Genomic DNA, 24,516 nt, shown 5'->3' with positions numbered 1-24,516 from the left:
CTTTTTTTATTGCAGAAAATTAAAAATTTTCTGCTTTTTTTTTACAAATAATTCATGGTGTATTGTTTAAAATTATTTTTTACATTAAAAAAGGTTGTTAAAATTTACAAAAACTATTTGTAGAGTTATACTATAAATAGTGAAATTAATAACTAAAGTAGTTTGGAGGTTAGCTATGAATATAGGAGTTGTAGGGGTGAACCATAATTTAGCTCCCATAAAGATAAGAGAATGCGTGTCTTTTACAGATATACAGAAAATAGAAGCAATAAATTTTCTACTAGATAAAGGTATAGAAGAAGTTATTATTTTATCTACATGTAATAGAAGCGAAATATATATACAGTCTAAGGATGTTAATGAAAAAATTAAAATAGTAGAAAATTTCTATGAAAATTTCTTTAATGCTTCAAATATAAAAGAATATTTATTTTCTAAGACAAATAGAGAAGCTGTAGAACATATTTTCAATGTTACAGCAGGACTTGATTCTATAGTATTAGGAGAAGATCAAATACTTGGTCAGGTAAAAGATGCTCATGAATTCTCAATGCAACTTGGTGCTAGCAAAAAAATATTTAACAAACTATTTAGGGAAGCAATAACAACAGCTAAGGAAATAAAAAACACTACAAAGATATCTCAACAACCATTATCTATAAGTTACATAGGTGTAAAATTTTTAGAGGAAAAACTAGGTAGCTTAGAAGGAAAAAATGCTTTAGTAATTGGTGTAGGTAAAATGAGTAAGTTAACTATGAAGCATCTAGAAGAGCAAAAAATCAATAATATTTATGTATCTAATCGTAGTCATTGTAAAGTAGAAGAAATAAAGAGTGATTATAAAAATATTATACCGATAGAATATGGTGATAGATATAAAATTATTAAGGATGTAGATATAGTTATAAGTGCAACAGCTTCTCCTCATATAGTAGTTAAATATGATGAAATGCCAAAACTGAATAAAAAAGTATATATGATGGATATAGCACTTCCTAGGGATATAGATCCTAAAATAAATGAATTAGATAACGTAGAAGTTTATGATATAGATAATTTAAAAGAGATACATGACAAAAATGATGAGAAGAGAAGAAAAATAGCAATTGGATGCCAAGTAATCATTGATGAAAAAATTCATGAATTTGAAGAATGGCTAGACTCAACTCATATAGACCCTACGATAGAATCTTTAAACGATAAGTGCGTTGAAATTAGAAAAGATACTTTAGATTATATTTTTAGAAAAGTAAATCTAGATTCAAGAGAACAAAAGATAATCGATAAGATGATGACTTCGGCACTAAAAAGACTTATAAGAGAACCGATAATCAATCTAAAGCAGATAAAAGATAAAGGAAAAAGAGAAGAATATATTAAGTTAGTTGAAGAATTATTTGAGGTTTAGGCCTTAGGAGGTAATATAGATGAAGAATGAAAAATCACTAAAGATATATGAAGAAGCAACGAAGTATATACCAGGAGGTGTTAATAGTCCAGTTAGAGCATTTAGATCAGTTGGACTAGATCCTATATTTATAGATAGAGCTCATGGAAGTAGAATATATGATGTAGATGGAAATGAGTATATAGATTATATATGTTCTTGGGGACCACTTATGCTAGGACATAGTCCAAAGGAAATAGTGGAAGGTATAGAAGAAGTGGTAGCTAAAGGAACAAGCTATGGAGTACCAACTGCTATAGAAGTAGATATGGCTAAGATAATAGTAGAAGCGTATCCTGCTATAGATCAGGTTCGTATGGTTAACTCTGGAACTGAAGCTACAATGAGTGCATTAAGAGTAGCAAGAGCATATACAAAGAGAAACAAGATATTAAAATTTGAAGGATGCTATCATGGACATTCAGATGCATTATTAGTGAAATCTGGATCAGGTACAATTACATACGGAGTTCCAACAAGTCCTGGTGTTCCGGAAGATGTTGTAAAAGATACTTTAGTATGCAGATATAATGATTTAGATGCTGTTAGAGATATATTTAAAGAGCAAGGTCATGAAATAGCTGCAATAATAGTTGAAACAGTTTCTGGTAATATGGGAGTTGTTCCAGGTAAACCTGAATTCTTACAATTATTAAGAGATATAACTAAAGAGTATGGATCAGTTTTAATATTTGATGAGGTAATAACTGGATTTAGATTAAACTATAGTAGTTCAGTTGGATATTTTGGCATAAAGCCAGATATGGTATGTTTCGGTAAAATAATAGGTGCTGGATTACCTGTTGGAGCTTATGGAGGAACAAAAGAAATAATGAGTATGGTATCTCCTGTTGGACCAGTGTACCAAGCAGGAACATTATCAGGTAATCCTTTAGCTATGTATATGGGTAAAAAGAATTTAGAAATATTAAGAGATAATCCACAGATATATACAGAATTAGAAAGAAAAGCTATTAAATTGGAAGAAGGACTAAAATCTAACATAGAAAAACTTGGATTAGATTACACAGTAAATAGAGCTGGTTCATTAGTTTGTTTATTCTTTGCAAAAGGTCCTATAAATAACTATGATGATGTTAAAAAATGTGATGTAACTAAATTCAATAGATATTTTGAAGAATTATTAAAGCAAGGAATATTACTTGCACCAACTCAATTTGAGGCTATGTTCTTATCTAATGCTCATACAGATGAAGATATAGAATATACATTAAATGCAATTTATAATGCTTTAAAAATATCACATAACTTATAAAAATTTAATAATAAAATATAATTTATTGTCAGTTTTAACGTAAATAATAGAGGATATGGTAATAATATGTAGAATTTAAGAAACTATAGCATATTTTACTATATCAATAACACATAATGACAAGGTAAATATAATATTTAAAAATATTACCTAGCCTATGGCTAGGTAAATTATTTTAATAAATTAAATATATTTAGGGGAGGTAGAATATGAGTTTACTAGAAAATATATCAAAAAATATATATTCTTTAGATAAAAGCTCTATGAGTCAAGCTAAGCAAAGGCTAGATAGACTTATAAAGCCAACTGGAAGTCTTGGAAAAATAGAAGATATATGTATGCAATTAGCAGGTATATATGAAAATAAATATTTTGATACATCTAAAAAAGCCATAATAGCTTTTGGAGGAGATCATGGTGTTTATGAAGAAGGTGTAGCACCAGATCCGCAAAATATAACACAGCTACAATTCCCTAATTTCGCAAAAGGAATATGTGGAGTAGGAGTATTGAGTAAATTTGTAGGTGCAGATGTAATAGCAGTAGATGTAGGTGTAAACTGTGACCATAAATTAGAAGGTGTTCTTGATTATAAAATAAGAAAAGGAACATCAAATATGGCTAAAGGTCCTGCTATGAGTAGAGAAGAAGCTATAAGATGTCTAGAAATAGGTATAGAAGTGGCAGAAGAGTGTATCAAGAATGGATATAAAGTCATAGGAATAGGAGAAATGGGTATATGCAATACTACTCCAAGTAGTGCTATAATATCTGTTATAGATAACTGTGATCCTGAAGAAGTTACTGGAATAGGAGCAGGATTAAAAAAAGAAAAACTAAAACATAAGGCAGAAACTATTAGAAAAGCAATTGAGCTAAATAAACCAAATAGAGATGATGCAGTTGATATTTTAGCTAAAGTTGGTGGATTCGAGCTAGGAGCTATGGCTGGAGTTGTATTAGCATGTGCTGCAAATAGAATACCGGTAGTAATTGATGGGTTTATATCTTACGCATCGGCACTATTAGCGTATAAAATTAATCCAAAAACTAAAGAGTATATGATAGCATCTCATACATCAGCAGAAGCTGGAACAGAGAAAGCCTTAGAAATAATAAAATTAAGCCCTTTGCTAAATATGGATATGAGATTAGGTGAAGGTAGTGGTGCAGCGTTGGCATTTAACATAATAGAAGCATCTAATTATACATATAAAAACATGGCTACATTTGATGAAGTAAACTGGGTAGATAGAGATTAAGGATTGGAGAAAAAATGAGTAAAGTTATATTAGTAACAGGCGGTGCAAGATCTGGAAAAAGTAATTTTGCTGAAAAACTATGTATAGATAGAAATAATAGCACAGCATATATAGCCACATCAATACCTTTTGATGATGAGATGAAAGATAGAGTAAGGAAACATAAAGAAAGTAGACCACAAAATTGGGGAACTTATGAAATATATAAAGATATATATTCTATAATCAAAGATTTATCTAAAAATCATGATACTGTAATTATGGATTGTGTAACATTACTAGTTAATAACTTAATGTTCACATATGATATAAATATTGATGAAGCTGACCAAGAACAAATAAATAACTTAGAATATTATATAAAAGACCAAGTTAATAAATTGATAAGTGAAGTTAAAAAAACAAATTTATACTTTGTTGCTGTAACTAATGAGTTAGGAATGGCTGTAGTTCCAGCTAATAAATTGAGTCGTATATATACAGATATTGTAGGAAGAATAAACCAATTAATAGCATCACAAAGTGATGAAGTATACCTTGTGGTAAGTGGTATACCTATGAAGATAAAGGGATAATTTATGAAAAGATTTATATTAATACTTCAATTTTTAACTAGAATACCTATAAACATAAACCTAGGATTTGATGAAGATTTCCACAAATCTATAGTTTATTTTCCTTTAGTAGGTTTTGTATTAGGTGTCTTATTATACCTACTTGGACTAGCATCTATGCTTGTGTTTGATCCATTTATAACATCTATAATAATTACATTAGGATCAGTTTTATTAACTGGAGGCCTTCATATAGATGGTCTTGGAGATACCTTTGATGCTATATATAGCAACAGAGATAAAGAAAAAATGTTAGAAATAATGAAGGATTCAAGGCTGGGAACTAATTCACTTTTAGCAATATTATTTCTAATACTATTGAAAATAGGATTTATATACAGTATTATAAATCAAGAATTATTATGGCTTATAATTTTTATGCCTATAGTTTCGAGGCTAGGAGTAATTACTTTAATGTATAAAACAGTTAGTCCTAGAGAAAATGGTATGGGTAACTTATTTATAGGAAAAGCAACAAAAGGTATGTTTATTACTGCAATAATATATACAGTATTACTAGCAGCAATTTTACCAAAATTACTATTTTTATCATCGAATATATTGATACTTAAGATATTAAGTTTCATAATAGTAATTTTTATATTTAATAATTTATTTAAAAAACACATTTATAAAAAAATAAATGGGGTGACAGGAGACATATTAGGGTGTAGTATAGAACTTGGAGAAGTTATATATTTACTTTATATATATCTATTAATAGCATAGCCTTAAAAGAGGTGATTACTTGACGAAGTTAATATTGGTAAGACATGCATTAACTAATGATAATCAAAGTTCTAGATTATCAGGTCATATAGACAGTACAGTAAGTGAAGATGGTAAAAAACAAATAAAAAAACTTACTGATTACTTAAAAAATGTACATATAGATAAAATATATACCACTACATCTAAAAGAACAAAAGATACGGTATATGAATTATCAAATTTAAAATCTATAAATATTATAGAAAAGGAAAATCTAAAAGAAATTAATTTTGGAGACTTTGAAGGGATGACCTTTGATGAAATAAAATTTAAACATCCAGAAGAATTTCAAAAGATGATAAATGAGGGATATAATTATAAATATCCAAATGGCGAAAGTTTAATAATGACATATGGTAGAGTAGCAAAAGAAGTAGATGAAATAATTTTAGATAATAAAAATAAAACAGTTCTTATATGTTCACATGGAGGAACTATAAGAAATATAATTACACATTTAATATCTAGCAGCTATGAATATCACTGGAATTTCAGAATTGATAATGCTTCAATTTCTATTTTAGAAGTTGAGAATGGATTTGCAGTAATAAACACCATGAATAACACAAACTTTAATTAGCCTTAAAAATCGAATATTAGATCAAAGTAGGTTCTTAAATAAGATTAATAGGGAAAAAGGTTGAAAGCCTTTGCAGCCCCCGCTACTGTAAGATTGACGAAACTATAAACTACCACTGCTAATTTGGCGGGAAGGTATAGGAGTAGGATGATATTGAGCCAGGAGACCTGCCTAATTTTGATTTATTGATGAGATCTTCGGGGTGAAAGATTTTTATTTAATATATATATACAAAATAAAAGTCCTAACTCGAATAGAGTTAGGACTTTTTGAATATTATGAAAATTTAGACAAATAATCTATCTGAAATATAAGTGAATTTTATAAAATAAAGGAAGTGGAATAGTGGGCAAAAAAATAATGTTACAAGGTACAGCTTCAAATGTTGGAAAAAGCATTTTAGTAGCTGGATTATGTAGAGTATTTAAACAAGATGGACATAATGTTGCTCCGTTTAAGTCACAAAATATGGCACTTAATTCTTTTATAACTAAAGAAGGGTTAGAAATGGGAAGGGCTCAGGTATTTCAAGCAGAAGCATGTGGTATAGAGCCAAATGCAAATATGAACCCAATACTTTTAAAACCATCTGGAAACCACAGATGCCAAGTTATAGTAAATGGGAAAGTTAGAGAGGATATGGCATCATCAGATTACCATAAGTACAAACCACAATTAGCTAAAGAGTTAAAAGGTATTTTTAAAGAACTAAGTGATAACCACGATATAGTAGTTATGGAAGGGGCAGGTAGTTCGGCTGAAATAAACTTAAGAGAACATGATATTGCAAATATGGGTATGGCAGAAATTGCAGATGCTCCTGTGATAATTGTTGGAGATATAGATAGAGGTGGAGTTTTTGCATCTATTGCAGGGACAATGCTTTTATTAAGTGAAGAAGAAAGAAAAAGAGTTAAAGGTGTAATAATTAATAAATTTAGAGGCAAAAAAGAACTTTTTAGTGAAGGTGTAAGAATGCTAGAAGACATTATAAAAGTTCCTGTACTAGGGGTAGTTCCTTATAGTGATATAAAGATTGAAGATGAAGATAGTGTAACAACAAGATTCAAAAAACAAATGAATAAAAATGACATACATATAGAAATAATTAGAACTCCACATATGTCTAACTTTACAGACTTTAATATATTTGAAACGCAAGAAGATGTAAGTATAAGATATGTAGACTACGGAGAAGCTTTAGGAAATCCAGATATAGTGATAATACCAGGAAGCAAGAGTACGATAGATGACCTTAAATATATAAGAGAAAATGGATTAGAAGACCAAATAAAAGAATTGCATAAAAAAGGAAAATTAATATTTGGTATCTGCGGTGGGTATCAAATGTTAGGTAAAAAACTTAAAGACCCATATCATGTAGAAGGTGAAGTTGAAGAGTTTGATGGAATTGGTCTTTTGGATACAGAAACTACATTTGAAATGGAAAAAACAACAACTCAAGTAGAAGCAACAATATGTGATAATCTTGATGGATATATGAAAAATCTCGAAGGTAAAAAAGTAGTAGGTTATGAGATACATATGGGAATAACCTCTATTTCTAAAGATACAAAAAATTTAAACACTATTAATAAAAAATTAGAAAAGCCAGTTAATTATCTAGAAGGTAGTGTTAACCAAAAAGGAAATGTAGTAGGAACATATCTCCACGGAATATTTGATGAAATAGATTTTACTAGAACGCTTTTAAATAATATAAGAGAAATTAAGGGACTAGAAAAAATAAATAGTGATGTAACTTCTTTTGATGAATTTAAGCAAAATGAATACAATAAATTAGCTGATTTATTAAGAGAACATTTAGATATAGAAAAGATATATGAAATAATGAGTTAAAAATATTAAGAGTTAGGTGAAGTATATGAAGAAAATATTAATAGCAGGGACTAATAGTGGTGTAGGTAAAACTACAATATCATTAGGAATAATGCAAGCTCTTACTAAAAGGAGTATGAAAGTTCAACCTTATAAAGTAGGTCCAGATTATATAGATCCATCGTACCATACATTCATAACAGGAAGACATTCTAGAAACCTAGACTCATATATGTTAGATGATGAACAAATTAAATATGTTTTTAATAGTTCATCAGAGGATGCAGATATATCAGTAGTTGAGGGTGTAATGGGTCTTTATGATGGAATCGGAATAGATTTAGATAATTGTACAAGTTCTTATACATCAAAGATTTTAAAGGCTCCAATAATCTTAGTCATTAATGGAAAAGCAATGGCAGCATCTAGTGCTGCTATGGTACTTGGATATAAAGAGCTTGATAAGAATGTGAACATAGCCGGTGTAATAGTTAACAATGTAAAAACTAAAACACATTATGAAATAATAAAAAATGCAGTAGAAAAGTATTGTGGAGTTGAAGTACTTGGATATTTTCCTCCGAATAATGAATTTTCTTTAGAATCAAGGCATTTAGGTCTAGTGCCAAGTGTGGAGATAGATTCTTTGAAAACAAAGTTTAGTAACCTTGCAGATGAAATTGAAAAGTATATAAATATAGATAGAGTATTAGAAATTTCTGAAAGTGAAGAAGTTGAAACTAGTTTCGAAGTAGATAGCTTTATAAAAAATTCTAGAGTAGAAAATAAAACCATAGCAATAGCCTATGATAAAGCGTTTAATTTTTACTATAGAGAAAATATAGAACTACTTAGAGACTTAGGATTAAATATAAAATACTTTAGCCCATTAGAAGATAAGGAAGTTCCAAATGCAGATTATATTTATATAGGTGGAGGATTCCCTGAAATATTTGGAAAAGAGCTAGAAGCTAATATAAGTATGAGAAAATCAATACTTGAAGCTCATAAAAGAAAAACACCTATATATGCTGAGTGCGGTGGATTAATGTACTTAGGAGAAAAATTAATTAATCAAGAAAATGAAGAATATGATATGGTAGGAATTTTTAAAGGAAATAGTAAAATGACAGCTTCATTAAGAAGATTTGGATATAGTTTTGGAATAGCAAAAGACGATACTATATTATCTAAAAAAGGTGAAGTTATAAAAGGTCATGAGTTCCATCATTCAGTATTTGAAACTAATGAAGATTGTGCTTACATAATGAGAAAAGAAAGAGATAAAAAAATCGTAGATGAGTGGGAAGGTGGATATAGCAAAGACAATACTTTAGCTACATATCTACATACACATTTTTATAATAATTTAAATTGTATAAAAAACTTATTAGAAAAAGGAAATGAGTAATATGAATATATTATCTATTTTTATAGGATATATAACAGATTTAATTATTGGAGATCCATATTCTTTTCCTCATCCGGTTATATATATAGGAAAATTAATAAAATTAGTTGAAAATAATATAAGAAAAATATGTAAAAGTGATAAAGCTTTAAAGATAGGTGGATTTTTCTTATGGTTTATTACAGTTGGAGTAACTTATTTAATAACTTACCTGATAGTTAAGCTAAGTAGTTTTAATACAGTTGTATTCGTAATTGTAAATTCATTTATAATTTATACAACATTAGCAACTAAGTGTTTAAAAGATGAAGCTGTAAAAATATATGAAGTACTTAAAACTGGTGATTTAGAAAAATCTAGATTGCAACTATCTTATATTGTAGGAAGAGATACAACGAATTTAAATGAAAATGAAATTATTAGGGCAACGGTGGAGACTGTAGCAGAAAATACTGTTGATGGTATAATTGCACCTATGTTTTATGCATTTATAGGTGGTGCACCACTTGCTATGGCTTACAAGGCTATAAATACATTAGATTCTATGGTTGGATATAAAAATGATAAATATATGAATCTAGGATTTGCATCAGCAAAAATAGATGATATTGCAAATTATATACCTGCTAGAATCTCAGTATTACTAATGACTATAGGTAGTTTAATATTATCTTATAACTATAAAAATTGTTTTAAGATAGCAATTAGAGATAGAAAAAAACATAAAAGCCCCAATTGTGCTTATTCAGAAGGATCTGTCGCAGGAGCTTTAGGCATACAGCTAGGTGGAACTAATATCTATTTCGGAAAAGCTGTTTACAAGCCAACAATAGGAGATAGGCTTAGAGAAATAGAAGTAGATGACATAGTAAGAACTAATAAAATAATGTATGCATCGTCAGTTACTTCCTTAATAGTATTTTCGATACTATGGAAGGTAATATGCTAGTTTAGGGGGATGTAAATGAAAGATTTAGGGCATGGAGCCAATGTTGAATATATGGCAAATATGTATAATAAAGATCCAAAAGAAATAATAGATTTCAGCTCAAATATAAATCCAAAGGTAATACAAGGACTAGAAAGCTATATTTTAGAAGGATTAAAAGAATGTAGAAGTTACCCAGATATAAATTATAAAAATTTAAGAAGTAATATATCTAAATATATAGGACTTAAACCAGAGTTTATAATACCTGGAAATGGTGCAACAGAAATAATTTATTTATTAATGAAAAGTATTGATAGTAGATTAGCCATACTAAATCCTACATTCTCAGAGTATGGAAGAAGTGCAAGATTAAATGACTTAGAAGTTGTAAACCTAAGCTTGGATAAAGAAAATAATTTTGAAATAGATATAAATAGTATAAAAGAAAATATGGATAAATTTGATAGTTTATTTATATGTAATCCGAATAATCCAAATGGTAAAGTTCAAGATTTAACTAGTTTATTAAATTTAATGATTGAAAACCAAAAACTATTAATAGTTGATGAAACTTTTATGGAGTTTGTTGGCGATGAAGATAAATATAGTTTAGTCAAATATATAGAAAGATATGAAAATATATTTATTCTTAAAGCTGTTACTAAATTCTTTGGAATGCCAGGATTAAGATTAGGTTATGGACTAACTAGTAATAAGAAAATAATAGAAAAAATTTATAATTATAAAGAACCATGGACAATAAATTCATTTGCAGATAATTTATCTAACTATATATTTAATGATGAAAAGTATATAGAAGATAGTAAGAACTATTATATAAAAGAAAGAAAGTATATGACAGATGAATTAAAATCTATAAGCAATATAGTAGTTTATGATACAGATACAAATTTTGTTTTAATAAAATTAAAAATAAAAAAGCGAATGAATTAAAAGATAAACTGTTTAAAGAGGCTAGTATTTTAATAAGAGATGCATCTAATTTTATAGAATTAGATAATAGTTTTATAAGGGTTGCAATAAAGTCCCATGAAGAAAATACTATTCTTATAAATCACATGAAGAAAATATTAGGTGATTAGTATGAAATCTTATGGAATATGTCCTGCATCTTGCGGGGAATTTGTTCAAGGCATCTTAGAAAAGGAAGAATATTTAAGCTCATATGCTATAGATTTATATTCAAAAGCAGAGGTTGAAGAAAAGTTAAGGAATATAAATATGGGGCCAAGCAAATCAAGGCATGCTATAGAAAAAGTATTTGAAAGATTTGATTTACCCATAAAAGAAAGTAAAAACATATCATTAAACATAAATAGCGAGATACCAGTTGGAAAAGGGATGGCAAGTTCTACAGCTGATATTGGAGCAACAATAGTTGCAACATTAGGACTTATAAAAAAAAATTTAACTAGTGAAGAAATATCATATATAGCATCAACAATAGAGCCAACAGATTCTACATACATAGAAAAAAACGTGGTATTTAACCCTCTAAATGGAGAGGTAATTAAATACTTAGGTAATATTAAAAATTCTAAAGTAGTAATACTAGAGCCTAATAAAACATTAGATACTATGAAAATTAGGAATACTCCAAATTACAAAGATATTAAAATTCAAAACAAAGATATTATAAGTGAAGCTTTTTATCTACTGGAAGAAGGTATAAAAAATAATAATTTAAGCTTAGTAGGAAAAGCAGCTACACTTAGTAGTTTAGCCAATGAAAATATAGATAAAAAAGATGGATTAAAAGAAATTATAGAGATATCTCAAAATTATGGAGCCTATGGAGTTAATATTGCCCATAGTGGAACAGTTGTTGGAATCTTACTAGACCAAAGTATGAATGATAAAAAGTTAATAGAACTATTAAAAGAATCTAATATAGATTCAGTTTATAAAAAGATTTATACATCAAATATAATAGACGGTGGAATTAGGAGGGAATTAGAATGGAATACATCAAAAATCCTATGAAAATAGAAGAAAGAAGTATGGAAATGATTCAAGAAATAATAGACGATATTAGACCTGGTTATGAGTTTAAAGGTGCTATTGAAGAAAAAATTATAAAAAGATGTATACACACAACAGCTGATTTTGAATACTTAGACATACTAAAAATATCAGAGAGTGCAGTAGAAAATTTAATAGATGCACTAAAAAATAATGCAACTATATACACAGATACAAATATGGCTTTAAGTGGAATAAATAAAAAAAGATTAGATTCACTAGGATGTGAATACAAGTGTTTAGTAGCTGATGAAGAAACTGCTGTATTAGCAAAAGAAATGGGAACAACTCGTTCTATGGCAGCTGTTGAAATAGCAGCTAGAAAGCCTGGAAGAAAAATATTTGTTCTTGGAAATGCTCCAACAGCTTTATATAAGGTTATGGAAATGATAGATGATGGGAAACTAGAAGCTGATGCAGTTATCGGAGTTCCAGTTGGATTTGTAGGTGCGGCAGAATCTAAAGATGAATTAGAAAAAACTAATATACCATACATAATATCTAAAGGTAGAAAAGGTGGTAGTAACCTAGCAGCGGCTATAGTAAATGCCATTTTATATTCTATGTAGGAAATAATTATGGAAGAGTATGTATATATTGATGGAAAAAAATATAGAAGAGGATATACAACTGGTTCTTGTGCAGCAGCAGCATCTAAGGCAGCAACGCATATGTTACTTACAAAAAATAAAATAGAAACAATAAATATAGATACACCTAAGGGAATACCTTTATCATTAAAAGTACACAACATAAATATTTGTAGTGATTATGCCCAGTGTTCCATTGAAAAAGATGGAGGGGATGATATAGATGCTACTCATACTATGCATATTTATGCTAAAGCTGAATTTATAGACAGAGCAAATGAAGATATAGTAGTATGTGGAGGAATTGGTGTAGGTGTGGTAACTAAAAAAGGATTAAGTGTGGAAGTTGGAAAAGCTGCAATTAATCCGGTTCCTATGAGGATGATACATACAGAGGTAAGAAGTGTTATAGGTAGTGATTTAAAAAATACTATAGGAGAAGATAAATCTCTAAAAATAACAATATCAGCTCCAGAAGGAGTAGAAGTTGCTAAAAAAACTTTTAATCCAAGATTAGGAATAATAGGTGGAATATCAATTCTTGGCACGACAGGAATAGTAGAGCCTATGAGCGATGATGGTTGGAAAAAATCATTATCAATAGAGCTTCAAATGAAGAAAGAACAAGGTTTAGATAAGATAATATTAGTTCCTGGAAATCATGGGGAGCAATTTATTAAAGAAAAGTTAGGCTTAGATATGAAGTACGTAGTTAGAACTAGTAACTTTATAGGATATATGCTAAAAGAAGCCCAGCGAATGGGATATAAAAAAATACTTATGGCAGGTCATATAGGAAAATATATAAAAATATCTGCAGGTATATTTAATACTCATAGTAAAGTAGCTGATGCTAGAAGTGAGATATTAGTATCAAATCTAGCAATGATGAAAGCACCATATGAATTTTTAGAACGTATTAATGAATGTGTAACTGCTGAAGGTGCAGTGGAGCTTATAGATGAAAGTGATTATAAGGATATATATAATTTGATAAGTAATAAATGCAAATCAAAAATAGATCAATATCTGCTAGATGAAGAAATAGAAGTTGAAGTTATGATGTTTAAGATGGATAAAACACTACTTGGAAAATCAGATGATGCAGACTCACTAGTGGAGGTATTTAGATGATAAACATAATAGGATTAGGACCTGGAAATGAAAACTATATAACTAAATTAGGTGAAAAATTAATTTTAGACTCTGATGTATTAATTGGAGGAAAAAGAAATTTAGAATCTATAAATGACTTTAAAGGTGAAAAGATAGAAATGGCATCCAATTTGAAAGAAATATTAGAATATATAAATTTAAATAGTGATAAGCAAATATCTGTAATAGCATCAGGTGATCCATTAATATATGGAATAGGAAGATATTTATCTAAAAATATAGATAATGAAAAGTTAAATATAGTATCAGGAATAAGTTCACTTCAATATATTTTCTCAAAAATTTATGTTGATATGAATGAGTTGTATATTACTAGTAGCCACGGGAAGGTACCTGATTTTGATTACATACTTTCTCATAAAAAAGTATGTATGGTTACAGATAGTAAAATAGGACCTAAAGAAATAAGCAAGGAAATAATAAATAGAAAATTAGAAAGAACTGTTGTTGTAGGAGAAAACTTATCCTATGACAACGAAAAGATAACAATAGGAACACCAGAGGATATATTAAATATTGATAAATTTGACATGAGTGTGGTGGTGATATTAGATGAAAAATAGTGATTTTATAACGGGAAAAGTACCTATAACAAAAGAAGAAGTTAGAGCGATATCTATAATGAAACTAGATTTAGTTAATGCAAAAAGATTTATAGATGTAGGTGCAGGAACAGGAAGTGTAACAGTAGAAGCAGCTTATAATTATCCAAATTTAGATGTTATATCAATAGAAAGACATGATGATGCACTAGATTTAGTACATCAAAATGTTGAAAAGTTTGGACTAAAAAATGTAGAAGTTATAAAAGGTTATGCGCCAATAGATATAGATGGACAAGTTGATGCAATCTTTTTAGGTGGAACAGGTAATAACTTAAATGAAATATTACTTTGGTCAAAAGAAAAGCTAGCCTGTGGCGGAAGATTAGTAGCTAACTTTATAATAGTAGAAACATTTAATGAAACGCTTAAGTTACTTAGAGAATATGGATTTAAAAATATAGATGTTTCGGTACTAAATGTATCTAAGCTAGAAAGACTGGGAAGAGGAGAATATTTTAAACCTCTAAACCCAATATACATAATATCTTGTGAAAAAGGGGTAGATGAAGATGATAAATAAAGTACATTTTGTAGGAGCAGGGCCAGGAGACAAAGAGTTAATAACATTAAAAGGATACAAGCTTTTAAGTAATGCAGATGTAGTTATATATGCTGGATCTTTAGTTAATCCAGAACTTTTAGAGTATTGTAAGGAAGGTTGTGAGATACATAATAGTGCACACATGGATTTACAAGAAATAATAGAAGTTATGGAAAAAGGAATTAAAGAAAATAAGTCTGTTGTAAGATTACAAACAGGAGACTTTTCAATATATGGTTCAATAAGAGAACAAGTTGAAGACTTATATAAATTAGGAATCGACTATGATTGTACTCCAGGTGTTAGTTCATTCTTAGGAGCAGCTTCAGCACTAGGAGTAGAATATACAGTTCCAGAAATATCTCAAAGTGTAATAATAACAAGAATGGAAGGAAGAACTCCTGTACCATCAAAAGAATCAATAGAATCTTATGCAGCTCATCAAACTTCTATGGCAATATTCTTATCGGTTCAAGATATAGAAAAGGTTGTTGAAAGGCTTCACGAAGGTGGATACCCAATGGATACTCCAATAGCTGTTGTATATAAAGCAACTTGGGATGATGAAAAGATAGTAAAAGGAACATTAGAAGATATAGCAGTTAAGGTAAGAGAAAATGATATAAGGAAAACAGCTTTAATACTAGTTGGAAAGTTCTTAGGAAAAGAATATAATAACTCAAAGCTATATGATAAGGATTTTAAACATGAGTACAGAGGCTAAAATTGCCATAGTTTGTATAACTGAGAATGGTAAAAATCTAGCACTTAGAATAAATGAAAAATTATCAGATAGCCACGTATATATAGTTAAAAATAAAAAAAATAATCTTACTAATGATAGCACTAACCTAAATATATTTATGGTAGAAAAAAAGGTAAGTGAATTAGTAGGAGATTTATTCAACAAATACCAATCTATACTATTTATAATGGCTACTGGCATTGTAGTAAGAACTATAGCACCTTATATAGTTAATAAGTTTAGCGACCCGGCAGTATTAGTGACTGATGAAAAAGGAAAAAATGTAATTAGTCTACTAAGTGGACATATGGGTGGGGCTAACGAATTAACTAACAATATAAGTAGTTTAATAGGAGCCAATCCTGTTATAACAACGGCTACTGATGTAAATCGAAAATCTTCACTAGATATGATAGCCAAAGGATTAAATGCTTATATAGATGATTTTAGAGAAAATGTAAAAGATGTAAATGCAATGCTTGTTAATAATGGACAAGTTGGAATCTATATTGATGGAGATTATAAAGTAGACACTAGAGGATTTAATGTTTTAGATAATTTAAATGAAACATGTGATTTAGAAAAAGTAGTTATTATAACTAATAAAAATAACTTAGAAAATATAGATTTTAACAATGATAAATTTATAAAAGTTATACCAAAAGATATAGTAATAGGTATTGGATGCAGAAGAAACACTGAAAGTGAATTATTAGAAAATTCTTTAAAAGATTTTTTATTTAATAATAATATTGATATAAAAGCTGTTAATAGAATTGGAAGTATAGATATAAAAAAAGATGAAAAAGCAATAATTGATTTATCAGTATCTTTAGACGTACCATTTAAAACTTTAAGCGCAGAGGATATATCTAAAGTAGATTATTTATTTGATAAATCAGAATTTGTAAAGAAAAATGTAGGTGTGTACTGTGTAGCAGAGCCGGTAGCACATATTTTGAGTAATGGAAATTTAATAATAGAAAAACATAAATATAAAGGAATAACATTTTCGATAGGGAGATTAAAACTATGATATATGTAATAGGAATAGGACCAGGTAGTAAAGAAATGATGACTTTAGAAGCTATAAAAGCTATGGAAGATGCTGAAGTTATTGTAGGATATAAAACTTACATAAATTTAATAACTGAATTTATAGATGGCAAAGAAATAGTACAAAATGGTATGAGGCAAGAAATAGATAGATGTAAGCAAGCAGTCGAAATAGCTAAAACTGGTAAAAAAGTTGCAGTTATAAGTAGTGGAGATGCAGGAATATACGGAATGGCAGGACTTATACTTGAGCTTACTTCTAAACAAGAAACAAAAGTAGAAGTTAAAGTTGTTCCAGGAGTTACAGCAAGTATAGGAGCAGCTGCAATACTTGGAGCTCCAATAATGCATGATTTCTGTCATATAAGTTTAAGTGATTTACTAACTCCATGGGAAGTTATAGAAAAAAGATTAAGATTAGCAGCTGAAGCTGATTTTGTTATTTGTTTATACAACCCAAGAAGTAAGGGAAGAAGTGAACATTTAGCTAAAGCATTTGAATTTATGAGTGAATTTAAAGGTGGAAATACTCCAGTAGGAATAGTTAAAGATGTAGGAAGAGAAAAAGAAGAAAAGTTTATATGCACATTTGATACTATGGACTTTGAAAGAGTAGATATGACAACTATGGTTATAATCGGAAACAAATCTACGTTTATACATGATGACTTAATGATAACTCCAAGAGGATATACTGTATGATTTTAGTTTTTGGTGGAACAAGCGACAGTTTAGAAATTTGTGACAAAATAAATAAGTGTAGTGATTTAGATTATATCCTCTCAGTTACAACTAATTACGGAGAAGACCTTGCTAGAAAAATTGCAAAAGAAGTTCATGTTGCAAGGCTTTCAAAAGAGGATATGATAAATTTTATAAATGATAAAAATGTAAATAAAATAATAGATGCAACTCATCCATATGCAATAGAAGTATCTAAGAATGCTATGGAATGTGCAAAAGAGTTAAATATAGATTACATAAGATATGAAAGAAAATCTTTAATAGAAGATATAACTTATGAAAATAAATATATTGTTAGCAGTATTGAAGAAGCTTGTAAAATTGCAAGAGAAAAAGGAAAAAATATATTTATAGGAACAGGAAGTAAAAACTTACCTCAGATTGTAGAATATATACCAGATAGAAACTTAATAGCTAGGGTACTACCTACAAGTGATGTAATACTTAGTTGTGAAAAATTAGGACTAAATGCAGATAACATAATAGCTATGAAAGGTCCGTTTAGTCAAAGTATAAATGAGGAATTTTATAAGCATTACAATATAGATATAGTTATAACTAAAGAAAGTGGAATAGCAGGAGGATTTTTAGAAAAAGTTGATGCTTGCGAAACACTTAATATACCAGTGATAATTATAGAAAGAGAAAAAGTACCTTATCCTAAGGTAATAAATGATATAAATGACATTGAAAGAATGATATAAATATAAAAAATGAGGTGGATTTAGGATGAAAAAAGCAGTTTTAGTAGTTAGTTTTGGAACTAGTTATAAAGAAACTAGAGAAAAAACAATAGAGGCCTGTGAGAAGAAAATAAAGCAAGGTTTACCAGAGTATGATTTCTATAGAGCCTTCACTTCAAATATGATAATAAGAAAATTAAAAAATAGAGATGGTATAGAAATAGAAAACCCAATTCAAGCATTAGATAGATTACATAATGAAGGATATAAAGAGGTAATAGTTCAAACACTTCACATAATATGCGGGGAAGAATTTAATAAGTTAAAAGAACAAATAGAAAGCTATAAAGATAAATTTGATAAAGTAATATTAGGCAGACCACTATTAACATATATAGAAGACTACAAAGAAGCAGTAAATGCTATAGAAACTCAAATACCTAAAATGGATGAAGATGAAGCTGTAGTATTTATGGGACATGGAACATTCCATGAGTCTCATTCATCATATCCTACATTAGAGTACATGTTAAGAGATGCTGGAATAAATGCATACGTTGGAACTGTTGAAGGATATCCAGAATTAGAGCAAGTTATAAATAGATTAAAAGAAAATAATATAAATACAGTAAATTTAATGCCTTTTATGTTAGTTGCAGGAGATCATGCTATAAATGATATGGCAGGGGATGAAGAAGATTCTTGGAAAACTGTACTAGAGGAAAATGGATTTAATGTAAAAATACACTTAAAAGGATTAGGAGAAAATCCTTATATTCAAGATAAATTTATGAATCATGCTCATGATTGTATAGAAAAATTAAACGAATTAGAAAATATATGTTAATTAATGGAGGAGAGAAAAATGGCTAAATTTTATGGAATAGGAACAGGACCAGGAGATAGTTCATTAGTTACTGTTAAGGCAGTTGAAACTTTAAAGAATTTAGATATATTATATACACCAGAGGCTAAAAAAGGAGGAGAAAGCTTAGCATTATCTATAGTAAGTGAATATCTTCCAGAAGGATTAGAAATAAAATCAAGACACTTCCCAATGAACTTTAATGATGGTGAAAAAATAGTAGCTTGGAATAAGGTTGCTGATGAAATAGTTGAAGATGTAAAGGGTGGAAAAAATGTAGGATTCGTTACCTTAGGAGATCCTATGATATATAGTACTTATGTATATATAATGGAAAGACTTATAGGAAGTATAGATGTAGAAACAATACCAGGAATATCATCTTTCTCTAACATAGCATCAAATCAAAACTTCCCATTAGTAATGGATAGAGAACCATTAATAATAATACCTTGTACAATGGAAGAAGAAAGAATAGATTATGCATTAGAAAATTATAGTTCTATAGTTTTAATGAAGGTTTATAAGAACTTTAAAGAAATAGTAGCTAAGCTTGAAAAAAATGGTCTTATAGAGCATTCAATTTTAGTAAGCAACTCATCTCAGGATAGAGAAGTAGTATACACTGATTTAAGAGATATCAATATAGAAGAAAAAATATCATATTTTTCTACTATATTAGTAAATAAAGAAAATAAATCACTATTAAATAAAGAAAACAAAGTTGGATAAGAGACAAAAGGAGATTAACTCATGAAGATTGTAGTTGGAACTAGAGGTAGTAAGCTTGCATTAACACAAACTAATTGGGTGGTAAATGAATTAAATAAAAAATATCCTAATGTTGAATTTGAAGTTAAGATAATAAAAACTAAAGGTGATTTAATTCAAAATGTAAGCCTAGATAAAATAGGAGATAAAGGCCTATTTGTAAAAGAAATAGAACAGCAATTATTAAACAAGGAAATTGATATGGCTGTTCATAGTATGAAAGATATGCCTTCAAATCTTCCAGATGGATTAAAGTTTGCAAGTATCCCAAAAAGAGAAGACCCAAGGGATGCCCTTATATTAAAAGAAGGATATTCAAACTTAGAAGATTTACCTAAGGGGGCTACAATAGGTACAGGTAGTAAAAGAAGAAAATACCAATTATTAAAATATAGACCTGACTTAAATATAGTATCTATAAGAGGGAATATAGATACTAGGATAAGAAAAATAGAAGATGAAAATTTAGATGGAGTAGTTCTTGCTGCATCAGGACTAATAAGAGCTGGACTTCATAATAATATAAGTCAATATCTGCCTGTAGATATTATGATACCAGCACCAGCTCAAGGAGCATTAGCATTAGAAATTAGAGATAATGATATAGAGATAGAAAAAATAATAGACTGCTTGAAAGATGATGTAACTAAAATCCAAATTGAAGCAGAAAGAGGATTTTTAGATGGAGTCAATGGAAGTTGTCATATTCCTATGGGAGCATACTGCACAGTAGAAGGTGAAAATATAGATTTAGTAGGACTATATGGAGACGGAGAAGGAACTAAATTGATAATTAAGTCTATAAGTGGACAAGCATCTAAAGCTAGAGAACTAGGACTTGAATTAGCGCAATTAATTTCAAAGGAGTATAAAAACTATGAAGGGTAAAGTTTATTTAGTAGGAGCAGGTCCTGGAGATTATAAGTTATTAACATTAAAAGGATTGGAATGTATAAAAAAAGCTGATGTCATAGTTTATGATAGATTAGCTAATAGTAATTACTTAAAAGAGGCAAAATCAAATTGTGAATTTATATATGTTGGAAAAGCATCTAGTAATCATGCCCTACCTCAAGATGATATAAATAGAGTTATAGCAGATAAAGCTAAAGAAGGTAAAATTGTTACTAGATTAAAGGGTGGAGACCCGTATGTATTTGGAAGAGGTGGAGAAGAAGGAGAAGTTTTAGTTTCAGAAGGTATAGACTTTGAGGTTGTACCAGGAATAACTTCTGCTATAGGAGGTCTCTGTTATGCAGGGATACCTATAACTCATAGAGACTATGCATCTTCTTTCCATGTTATAACAGGACATTTAAGAGATGATGATAAGGAAAATGAGGAGCTTAATTGGAATGCTTTAGCAAATAACAAAGGAACTCTTGTATTTTTAATGGGAGTTGCTAATTTAAAAAAGATTAGTGACAACTTAATTAAAGAAGGTAAGGATAAAGATACACCAGTAGCTCTTATAAGTTGGGCGACAAGATATAACCAAAGAGTAGTAACATCTACATTAGAAAATGTATATGAAACTGCACTTAGAGAAAATGTTAAGCCACCTACACTTATAGCAGTAGGAGAGGTAGTAGGATTAAGAGAAAAATTAAACTTCTTTGAAAATAAACCTCTATTTGGCAAAAGCATAATGGTAACGAGATCTAGAACTCAAAGTAGTTCTTTAGTAGAAAAAATAGCTGATTTAGGTGGAAACCCTATAGAAATACCAACTATTAAAATAGAAAAAATAGAGAATAGCACAGAATTAGAAAATGAAATAAAAAATATAAAAGAATATACATACTTAGTTCTTACTAGTAAAAATGGAGTTGATATATTCTTTGATAAATTAGATGAAATGGGTCTTGATAGCAGATCACTATCTAATTTAAAAGTATGTGCAATAGGTTCAGCTACTGCAAAAGCAATAAAGACAAGAGGAATTAATGCAGATATAGTTCCTAAAAAGTTTGTAGCTGAATATTTATATGAAGAATTAAAGCCTATACTAAATGAAAATGATAAAGTGTTAATGCCAAGAGCTAAAAATGCCAGAGATTTCTTAGTAAATAAAATAAGTGAAATATGTGAAGTTAAAGAAGTTCATACTTATGAAACTGTAGTAGATACTTCTAAACAAGAAGAAGTATTAGATGTACTAAATCAAGATGATATTAATTATATAACTTTTGCAAGTTCTTCTACTGTAAGTAATTTCGTAGAAATAATAGGAAATGAGAACATACATAAGTTAGAAAATATAAAAGTTATATCTATAGGACCTGTTACTTCAGCTACAGCAAAAGAATTAAATATAAATGTTTATAAAGAATCAGAAGAAGCTACTATAGATTCTATGATTAATACAATAATTGAAGATAGAGATTAATCTATAAATTATAGATTAAGTTTGGAGGAAACAAATGTTAAGAAGACCAAGAAGACTAAGAGCTAATAGTGCTATAAGAAACCTAGTTAGGGAAACAAAGTTAAATATAGAAGATTTAATATACCCTTTATTTATAGTTGAAGGAGAAAATATAAAAAGTGAAATATCATCTTTACCAGATGTATATCATTTTTCAGTAGATAGATTAGAAGATGAAATAAAGGAATTAAAAGAATTAGGTATAGAACATGTAATATTATTTGGTATACCTCACGACCATGAAAAAGATGTATGTGGAAGTGAATCATATAATGATAATGGTATAGTTCAAAGAGCTATTAGAAAAATAAAAGAGATAGATAGCAACATGAACGTTATTACAGATGTTTGTATGTGTGAGTATACTAGTCATGGTCATTGCGGTATATTAAAGGAAAATGGATATGTAGATAATGACAAAACTTTAGAATTCTTAGCTAAAATAGCAGTAAGCCATGCAAAAGCAGGAGCAGATATGGTATCTCCTTCAGATATGATGGATGGAAGAATAAAAGCTATGAGAGAAGCTTTAGATAAAGAAGGTTTTGAGCATATAGCTATAATGTCATATAGTGTTAAATATGCTTCTAAATTCTATGGACCATTTAGAGAAGCTGCAAACTCTGCACCGTCTTTTGGAGATAGAAAAACTTATCAAATGGACCCTGCAAATAGCAATGAAGCATTAATAGAATCTGAGTTAGATGTATTAGAAGGTGCAGATATATTAATGGTAAAACCGGCACTATCATATCTAGATGTTATAAGAAGAGTTAAAGATAATTACGATTTACCTCTTGCAGCTTATAGTGTTAGTGGAGAATACGCAATGCTTAAATCAGCTATTAAAAATGGAATATTAGATGAAGGCGTTATATATGAATCTATGATGTCTATAAAAAGAGCTGGAGCTGATATAATAATAACTTACTTTGCTAAAGATTTAGCTAAGATGTTAAAAAAATAAAATACAATAAAAAACTCGCTTCGCTTAAGCCACTGCGTGGGCGATATATTTCATGTCGCCAACGACTGCGTCCGTTGCTCAAGTTTAGCTGTCGGAATTATAATTTATCCACAAGCCAGATAATTTGAGCGACGCGTCGGCAAATTATTTTATAATTCCTTAGTATATAAAAAGCTATCTTAATATTTAGATTTATATAGAATTAATTAAATTTTCTATGAAGCTAAGGTTTTAAGATAGCTTTTATGGTATTTAAATACCATAAATAGGTGTTAACGATTCGTTAGGTAGGTGAATTTACGTATCGTAGAGTAAATCATGACAAGGAGAAAAAGAATAAGAATAAGAATTAAACGTATCGATTATAAAATACAGTAGGTAAGTATGCACATATACAAAAAGGAGTACTAAACAATGTTATATCCAATAAATTTAGAATTAAAAGATTTGCAGATAACGATAATAGGGGGAGGGGAAGTAGCATATAGAAAATGCAAGAACTTCTTAGACTTTGATAAGAATGTAAAAGTAGTGTCATTAGACTTCATAGATAAATTCAATGAATTAAAAGATAATATTGAAATAATAAGAGATACATATAAAGAAGAATATATAAAAGAGAGCTTTATAGTAGTTGCAGCCACAAATAATAAAGAAACAAATAAACAAATAGGAATATATTGCAGAGATAACGGAAAACTAGTTAATGTAGTTGATGATATAAATTTATCTAATTACACAGTACCTTCATATATAAGACGAGGAGATTTACTAATTAGTGTATCTACCGGAGGTAAAAGTCCATCGCTATCATCTAAGATAAAAAAAGAATTATCAGAGAAATATGATGATAGCTATGAAGAGTATATAAACCTTTTAGGAATAGCTAGAGTAAACATTATAAAAAAATATGAAAATATTTCTCAAAGAAAAAAGATGCTAAATGACTTGGTAAATCTTACTTTGGAAGAACTTAGAGAGCATATAAAGAGTAATTAAATATAAAATAAATAAAAAAACTTTTAAAAAAGTGTTGACGGTATAAATTTAAGATGGTATAGTTATACTTGTCCTTAAGACGAGGGCAAACAACAAAAAAACAACAGAGAAAAAGTTGACAAAGTAAGATGACTTTGGTAAACTAAGGAAGTTGTGAAAAACAAACAAT

Annotated in this window: 25 protein-coding genes and 1 riboswitch; all 25 genes read left to right on the top strand. The window is 28.9% G+C overall.

Features of this window, described 5'->3' with window-relative positions:
- The first annotated feature begins 175 nt into the window (after window positions 1-175).
- The 25 genes from hemA (at window position 176) to BN899_RS17865 (ending at window position 24,347) form a co-directional block, all read left to right on the top strand.
- Window positions 176-1,411 (top strand): glutamyl-tRNA reductase, encoded by a 1,236-nt coding sequence (gene hemA, locus BN899_RS17985; RefSeq protein ID WP_042278364.1) that lies wholly within the window; start codon window positions 176-178, stop codon window positions 1,409-1,411.
- A gap of 19 nt (window positions 1,412-1,430) precedes the next feature.
- The gene (gene hemL / locus BN899_RS17980) at window positions 1,431-2,726 is read left to right on the top strand and encodes a glutamate-1-semialdehyde 2,1-aminomutase (protein ID WP_042278362.1); all 1,296 of its coding nucleotides are present in this window, start codon (window positions 1,431-1,433) and stop codon (window positions 2,724-2,726) included.
- A gap of 209 nt (window positions 2,727-2,935) precedes the next feature.
- Complete coding sequence (cobT, locus tag BN899_RS17975; RefSeq protein ID WP_042278360.1) at window positions 2,936-3,988, top strand: nicotinate-nucleotide--dimethylbenzimidazole phosphoribosyltransferase; 1,053 nt, start codon at window positions 2,936-2,938, stop codon at window positions 3,986-3,988.
- A gap of 14 nt (window positions 3,989-4,002) precedes the next feature.
- The gene (gene cobU, locus BN899_RS17970; RefSeq protein ID WP_042278358.1) at window positions 4,003-4,563 is read left to right on the top strand and encodes a bifunctional adenosylcobinamide kinase/adenosylcobinamide-phosphate guanylyltransferase; all 561 of its coding nucleotides are present in this window, start codon (window positions 4,003-4,005) and stop codon (window positions 4,561-4,563) included.
- A gap of 3 nt (window positions 4,564-4,566) precedes the next feature.
- Complete coding sequence (gene cobS / locus BN899_RS17965; protein ID WP_042278356.1) at window positions 4,567-5,331, top strand: adenosylcobinamide-GDP ribazoletransferase; 765 nt, start codon at window positions 4,567-4,569, stop codon at window positions 5,329-5,331.
- Window positions 5,332-5,350: 19 nt separating this feature from the next.
- Window positions 5,351-5,953, top strand: coding sequence for a histidine phosphatase family protein (locus tag BN899_RS17960; protein ID WP_042278354.1), 603 nt, complete (start codon window positions 5,351-5,353; stop codon window positions 5,951-5,953).
- 12 nt (window positions 5,954-5,965) lie between these two features.
- Window positions 5,966-6,142, top strand: a riboswitch (cobalamin riboswitch).
- Between the two features lie 156 nt (window positions 6,143-6,298).
- Window positions 6,299-7,813, top strand: coding sequence for a cobyric acid synthase (locus tag BN899_RS17955; RefSeq protein WP_042278352.1), 1,515 nt, complete (start codon window positions 6,299-6,301; stop codon window positions 7,811-7,813).
- Between the two features lie 25 nt (window positions 7,814-7,838).
- Window positions 7,839-9,203, top strand: coding sequence for a cobyrinate a,c-diamide synthase (locus BN899_RS17950; protein ID WP_042278350.1), 1,365 nt, complete (start codon window positions 7,839-7,841; stop codon window positions 9,201-9,203).
- Window position 9,204: 1 nt separating this feature from the next.
- Window positions 9,205-10,152: an adenosylcobinamide-phosphate synthase CbiB gene (cbiB, locus tag BN899_RS17945; RefSeq protein WP_042278348.1), complete on the top strand. Its 948-nt coding sequence runs from the start codon at window positions 9,205-9,207 to the stop codon at window positions 10,150-10,152.
- 15 nt (window positions 10,153-10,167) lie between these two features.
- Complete coding sequence (locus tag BN899_RS17940) at window positions 10,168-11,088, top strand: pyridoxal phosphate-dependent aminotransferase (protein WP_242824238.1); 921 nt, start codon at window positions 10,168-10,170, stop codon at window positions 11,086-11,088.
- Window positions 11,089-11,238: 150 nt separating this feature from the next.
- On the top strand, window positions 11,239-12,138 hold the full coding sequence (locus tag BN899_RS17935; protein ID WP_042278346.1) for a GHMP family kinase ATP-binding protein: 900 nt from the start codon (window positions 11,239-11,241) through the stop codon (window positions 12,136-12,138).
- A complete protein-coding gene (locus BN899_RS17930; protein WP_042278344.1) occupies window positions 12,114-12,746 on the top strand; it encodes a cobalt-precorrin-8 methylmutase in 633 nt (210 codons plus the stop codon). The genes BN899_RS17935 and BN899_RS17930 overlap by 25 nt, the downstream gene beginning before the upstream one ends.
- Before the next feature lie 9 nt (window positions 12,747-12,755).
- The gene (gene cbiD, locus BN899_RS17925) at window positions 12,756-13,901 is read left to right on the top strand and encodes a cobalt-precorrin-5B (C(1))-methyltransferase CbiD (protein ID WP_042278342.1); all 1,146 of its coding nucleotides are present in this window, start codon (window positions 12,756-12,758) and stop codon (window positions 13,899-13,901) included.
- Window positions 13,898-14,506 carry a cobalt-precorrin-7 (C(5))-methyltransferase gene (locus tag BN899_RS17920; RefSeq protein ID WP_042278340.1) on the top strand — a complete coding sequence of 203 codons (609 nt, stop codon included), beginning with the start codon at window positions 13,898-13,900 and terminating at the stop codon, window positions 14,504-14,506. Before cbiD ends, BN899_RS17920 begins: the two co-directional genes overlap by 4 nt.
- The gene (locus BN899_RS17915) at window positions 14,496-15,068 is read left to right on the top strand and encodes a decarboxylating cobalt-precorrin-6B (C(15))-methyltransferase (protein WP_042278338.1); all 573 of its coding nucleotides are present in this window, start codon (window positions 14,496-14,498) and stop codon (window positions 15,066-15,068) included. Before BN899_RS17920 ends, BN899_RS17915 begins: the two co-directional genes overlap by 11 nt.
- A complete protein-coding gene (locus BN899_RS17910) occupies window positions 15,061-15,813 on the top strand; it encodes a cobalt-precorrin-4 methyltransferase (protein WP_042278366.1) in 753 nt (250 codons plus the stop codon). The genes BN899_RS17915 and BN899_RS17910 overlap by 8 nt, the downstream gene beginning before the upstream one ends.
- Window positions 15,797-16,870: a cobalt-precorrin 5A hydrolase gene (gene cbiG / locus BN899_RS17905; RefSeq protein WP_042278336.1), complete on the top strand. Its 1,074-nt coding sequence runs from the start codon at window positions 15,797-15,799 to the stop codon at window positions 16,868-16,870. Before BN899_RS17910 ends, cbiG begins: the two co-directional genes overlap by 17 nt.
- Entirely contained in the window at window positions 16,867-17,592 is a 726-nt protein-coding gene (gene cobJ / locus BN899_RS17900) for a precorrin-3B C(17)-methyltransferase (RefSeq protein WP_042278334.1), read from the top strand. The genes cbiG and cobJ overlap by 4 nt, the downstream gene beginning before the upstream one ends.
- Window positions 17,589-18,338, top strand: coding sequence for a cobalt-precorrin-6A reductase (locus BN899_RS17895; protein ID WP_042278332.1), 750 nt, complete (start codon window positions 17,589-17,591; stop codon window positions 18,336-18,338). The genes cobJ and BN899_RS17895 overlap by 4 nt, the downstream gene beginning before the upstream one ends.
- A 25-nt stretch (window positions 18,339-18,363) precedes the next feature.
- A complete protein-coding gene (locus BN899_RS20015; RefSeq protein ID WP_042278330.1) occupies window positions 18,364-19,164 on the top strand; it encodes a sirohydrochlorin cobaltochelatase in 801 nt (266 codons plus the stop codon).
- Between the two features lie 18 nt (window positions 19,165-19,182).
- Window positions 19,183-19,914: a cobalt-factor II C(20)-methyltransferase gene (locus tag BN899_RS20010; protein ID WP_042278327.1), complete on the top strand. Its 732-nt coding sequence runs from the start codon at window positions 19,183-19,185 to the stop codon at window positions 19,912-19,914.
- Between the two features lie 21 nt (window positions 19,915-19,935).
- A complete protein-coding gene (gene hemC / locus BN899_RS17880; protein ID WP_042278326.1) occupies window positions 19,936-20,841 on the top strand; it encodes a hydroxymethylbilane synthase in 906 nt (301 codons plus the stop codon).
- The gene (gene cobA / locus BN899_RS17875) at window positions 20,831-22,342 is read left to right on the top strand and encodes a uroporphyrinogen-III C-methyltransferase (protein WP_042278324.1); all 1,512 of its coding nucleotides are present in this window, start codon (window positions 20,831-20,833) and stop codon (window positions 22,340-22,342) included. The genes hemC and cobA overlap by 11 nt, the downstream gene beginning before the upstream one ends.
- A gap of 34 nt (window positions 22,343-22,376) precedes the next feature.
- Window positions 22,377-23,348: a porphobilinogen synthase gene (gene hemB / locus BN899_RS17870; protein ID WP_042278322.1), complete on the top strand. Its 972-nt coding sequence runs from the start codon at window positions 22,377-22,379 to the stop codon at window positions 23,346-23,348.
- 414 nt (window positions 23,349-23,762) lie between these two features.
- Complete coding sequence (locus BN899_RS17865; RefSeq protein ID WP_042278319.1) at window positions 23,763-24,347, top strand: precorrin-2 dehydrogenase/sirohydrochlorin ferrochelatase family protein; 585 nt, start codon at window positions 23,763-23,765, stop codon at window positions 24,345-24,347.
- Window positions 24,348-24,516: the final 169 nt, after the last annotated feature.

It is taken from the genome of Faecalimicrobium dakarense (assembly GCF_000499525.1).
GTDB classification, from domain to species: domain Bacteria; phylum Bacillota; class Clostridia; order Peptostreptococcales; family Peptostreptococcaceae; genus Faecalimicrobium; species Faecalimicrobium dakarense.
Note: the sequence above shows the minus strand (reverse complement) of the source record. Positions and strands in the feature narration are given on the sequence as shown.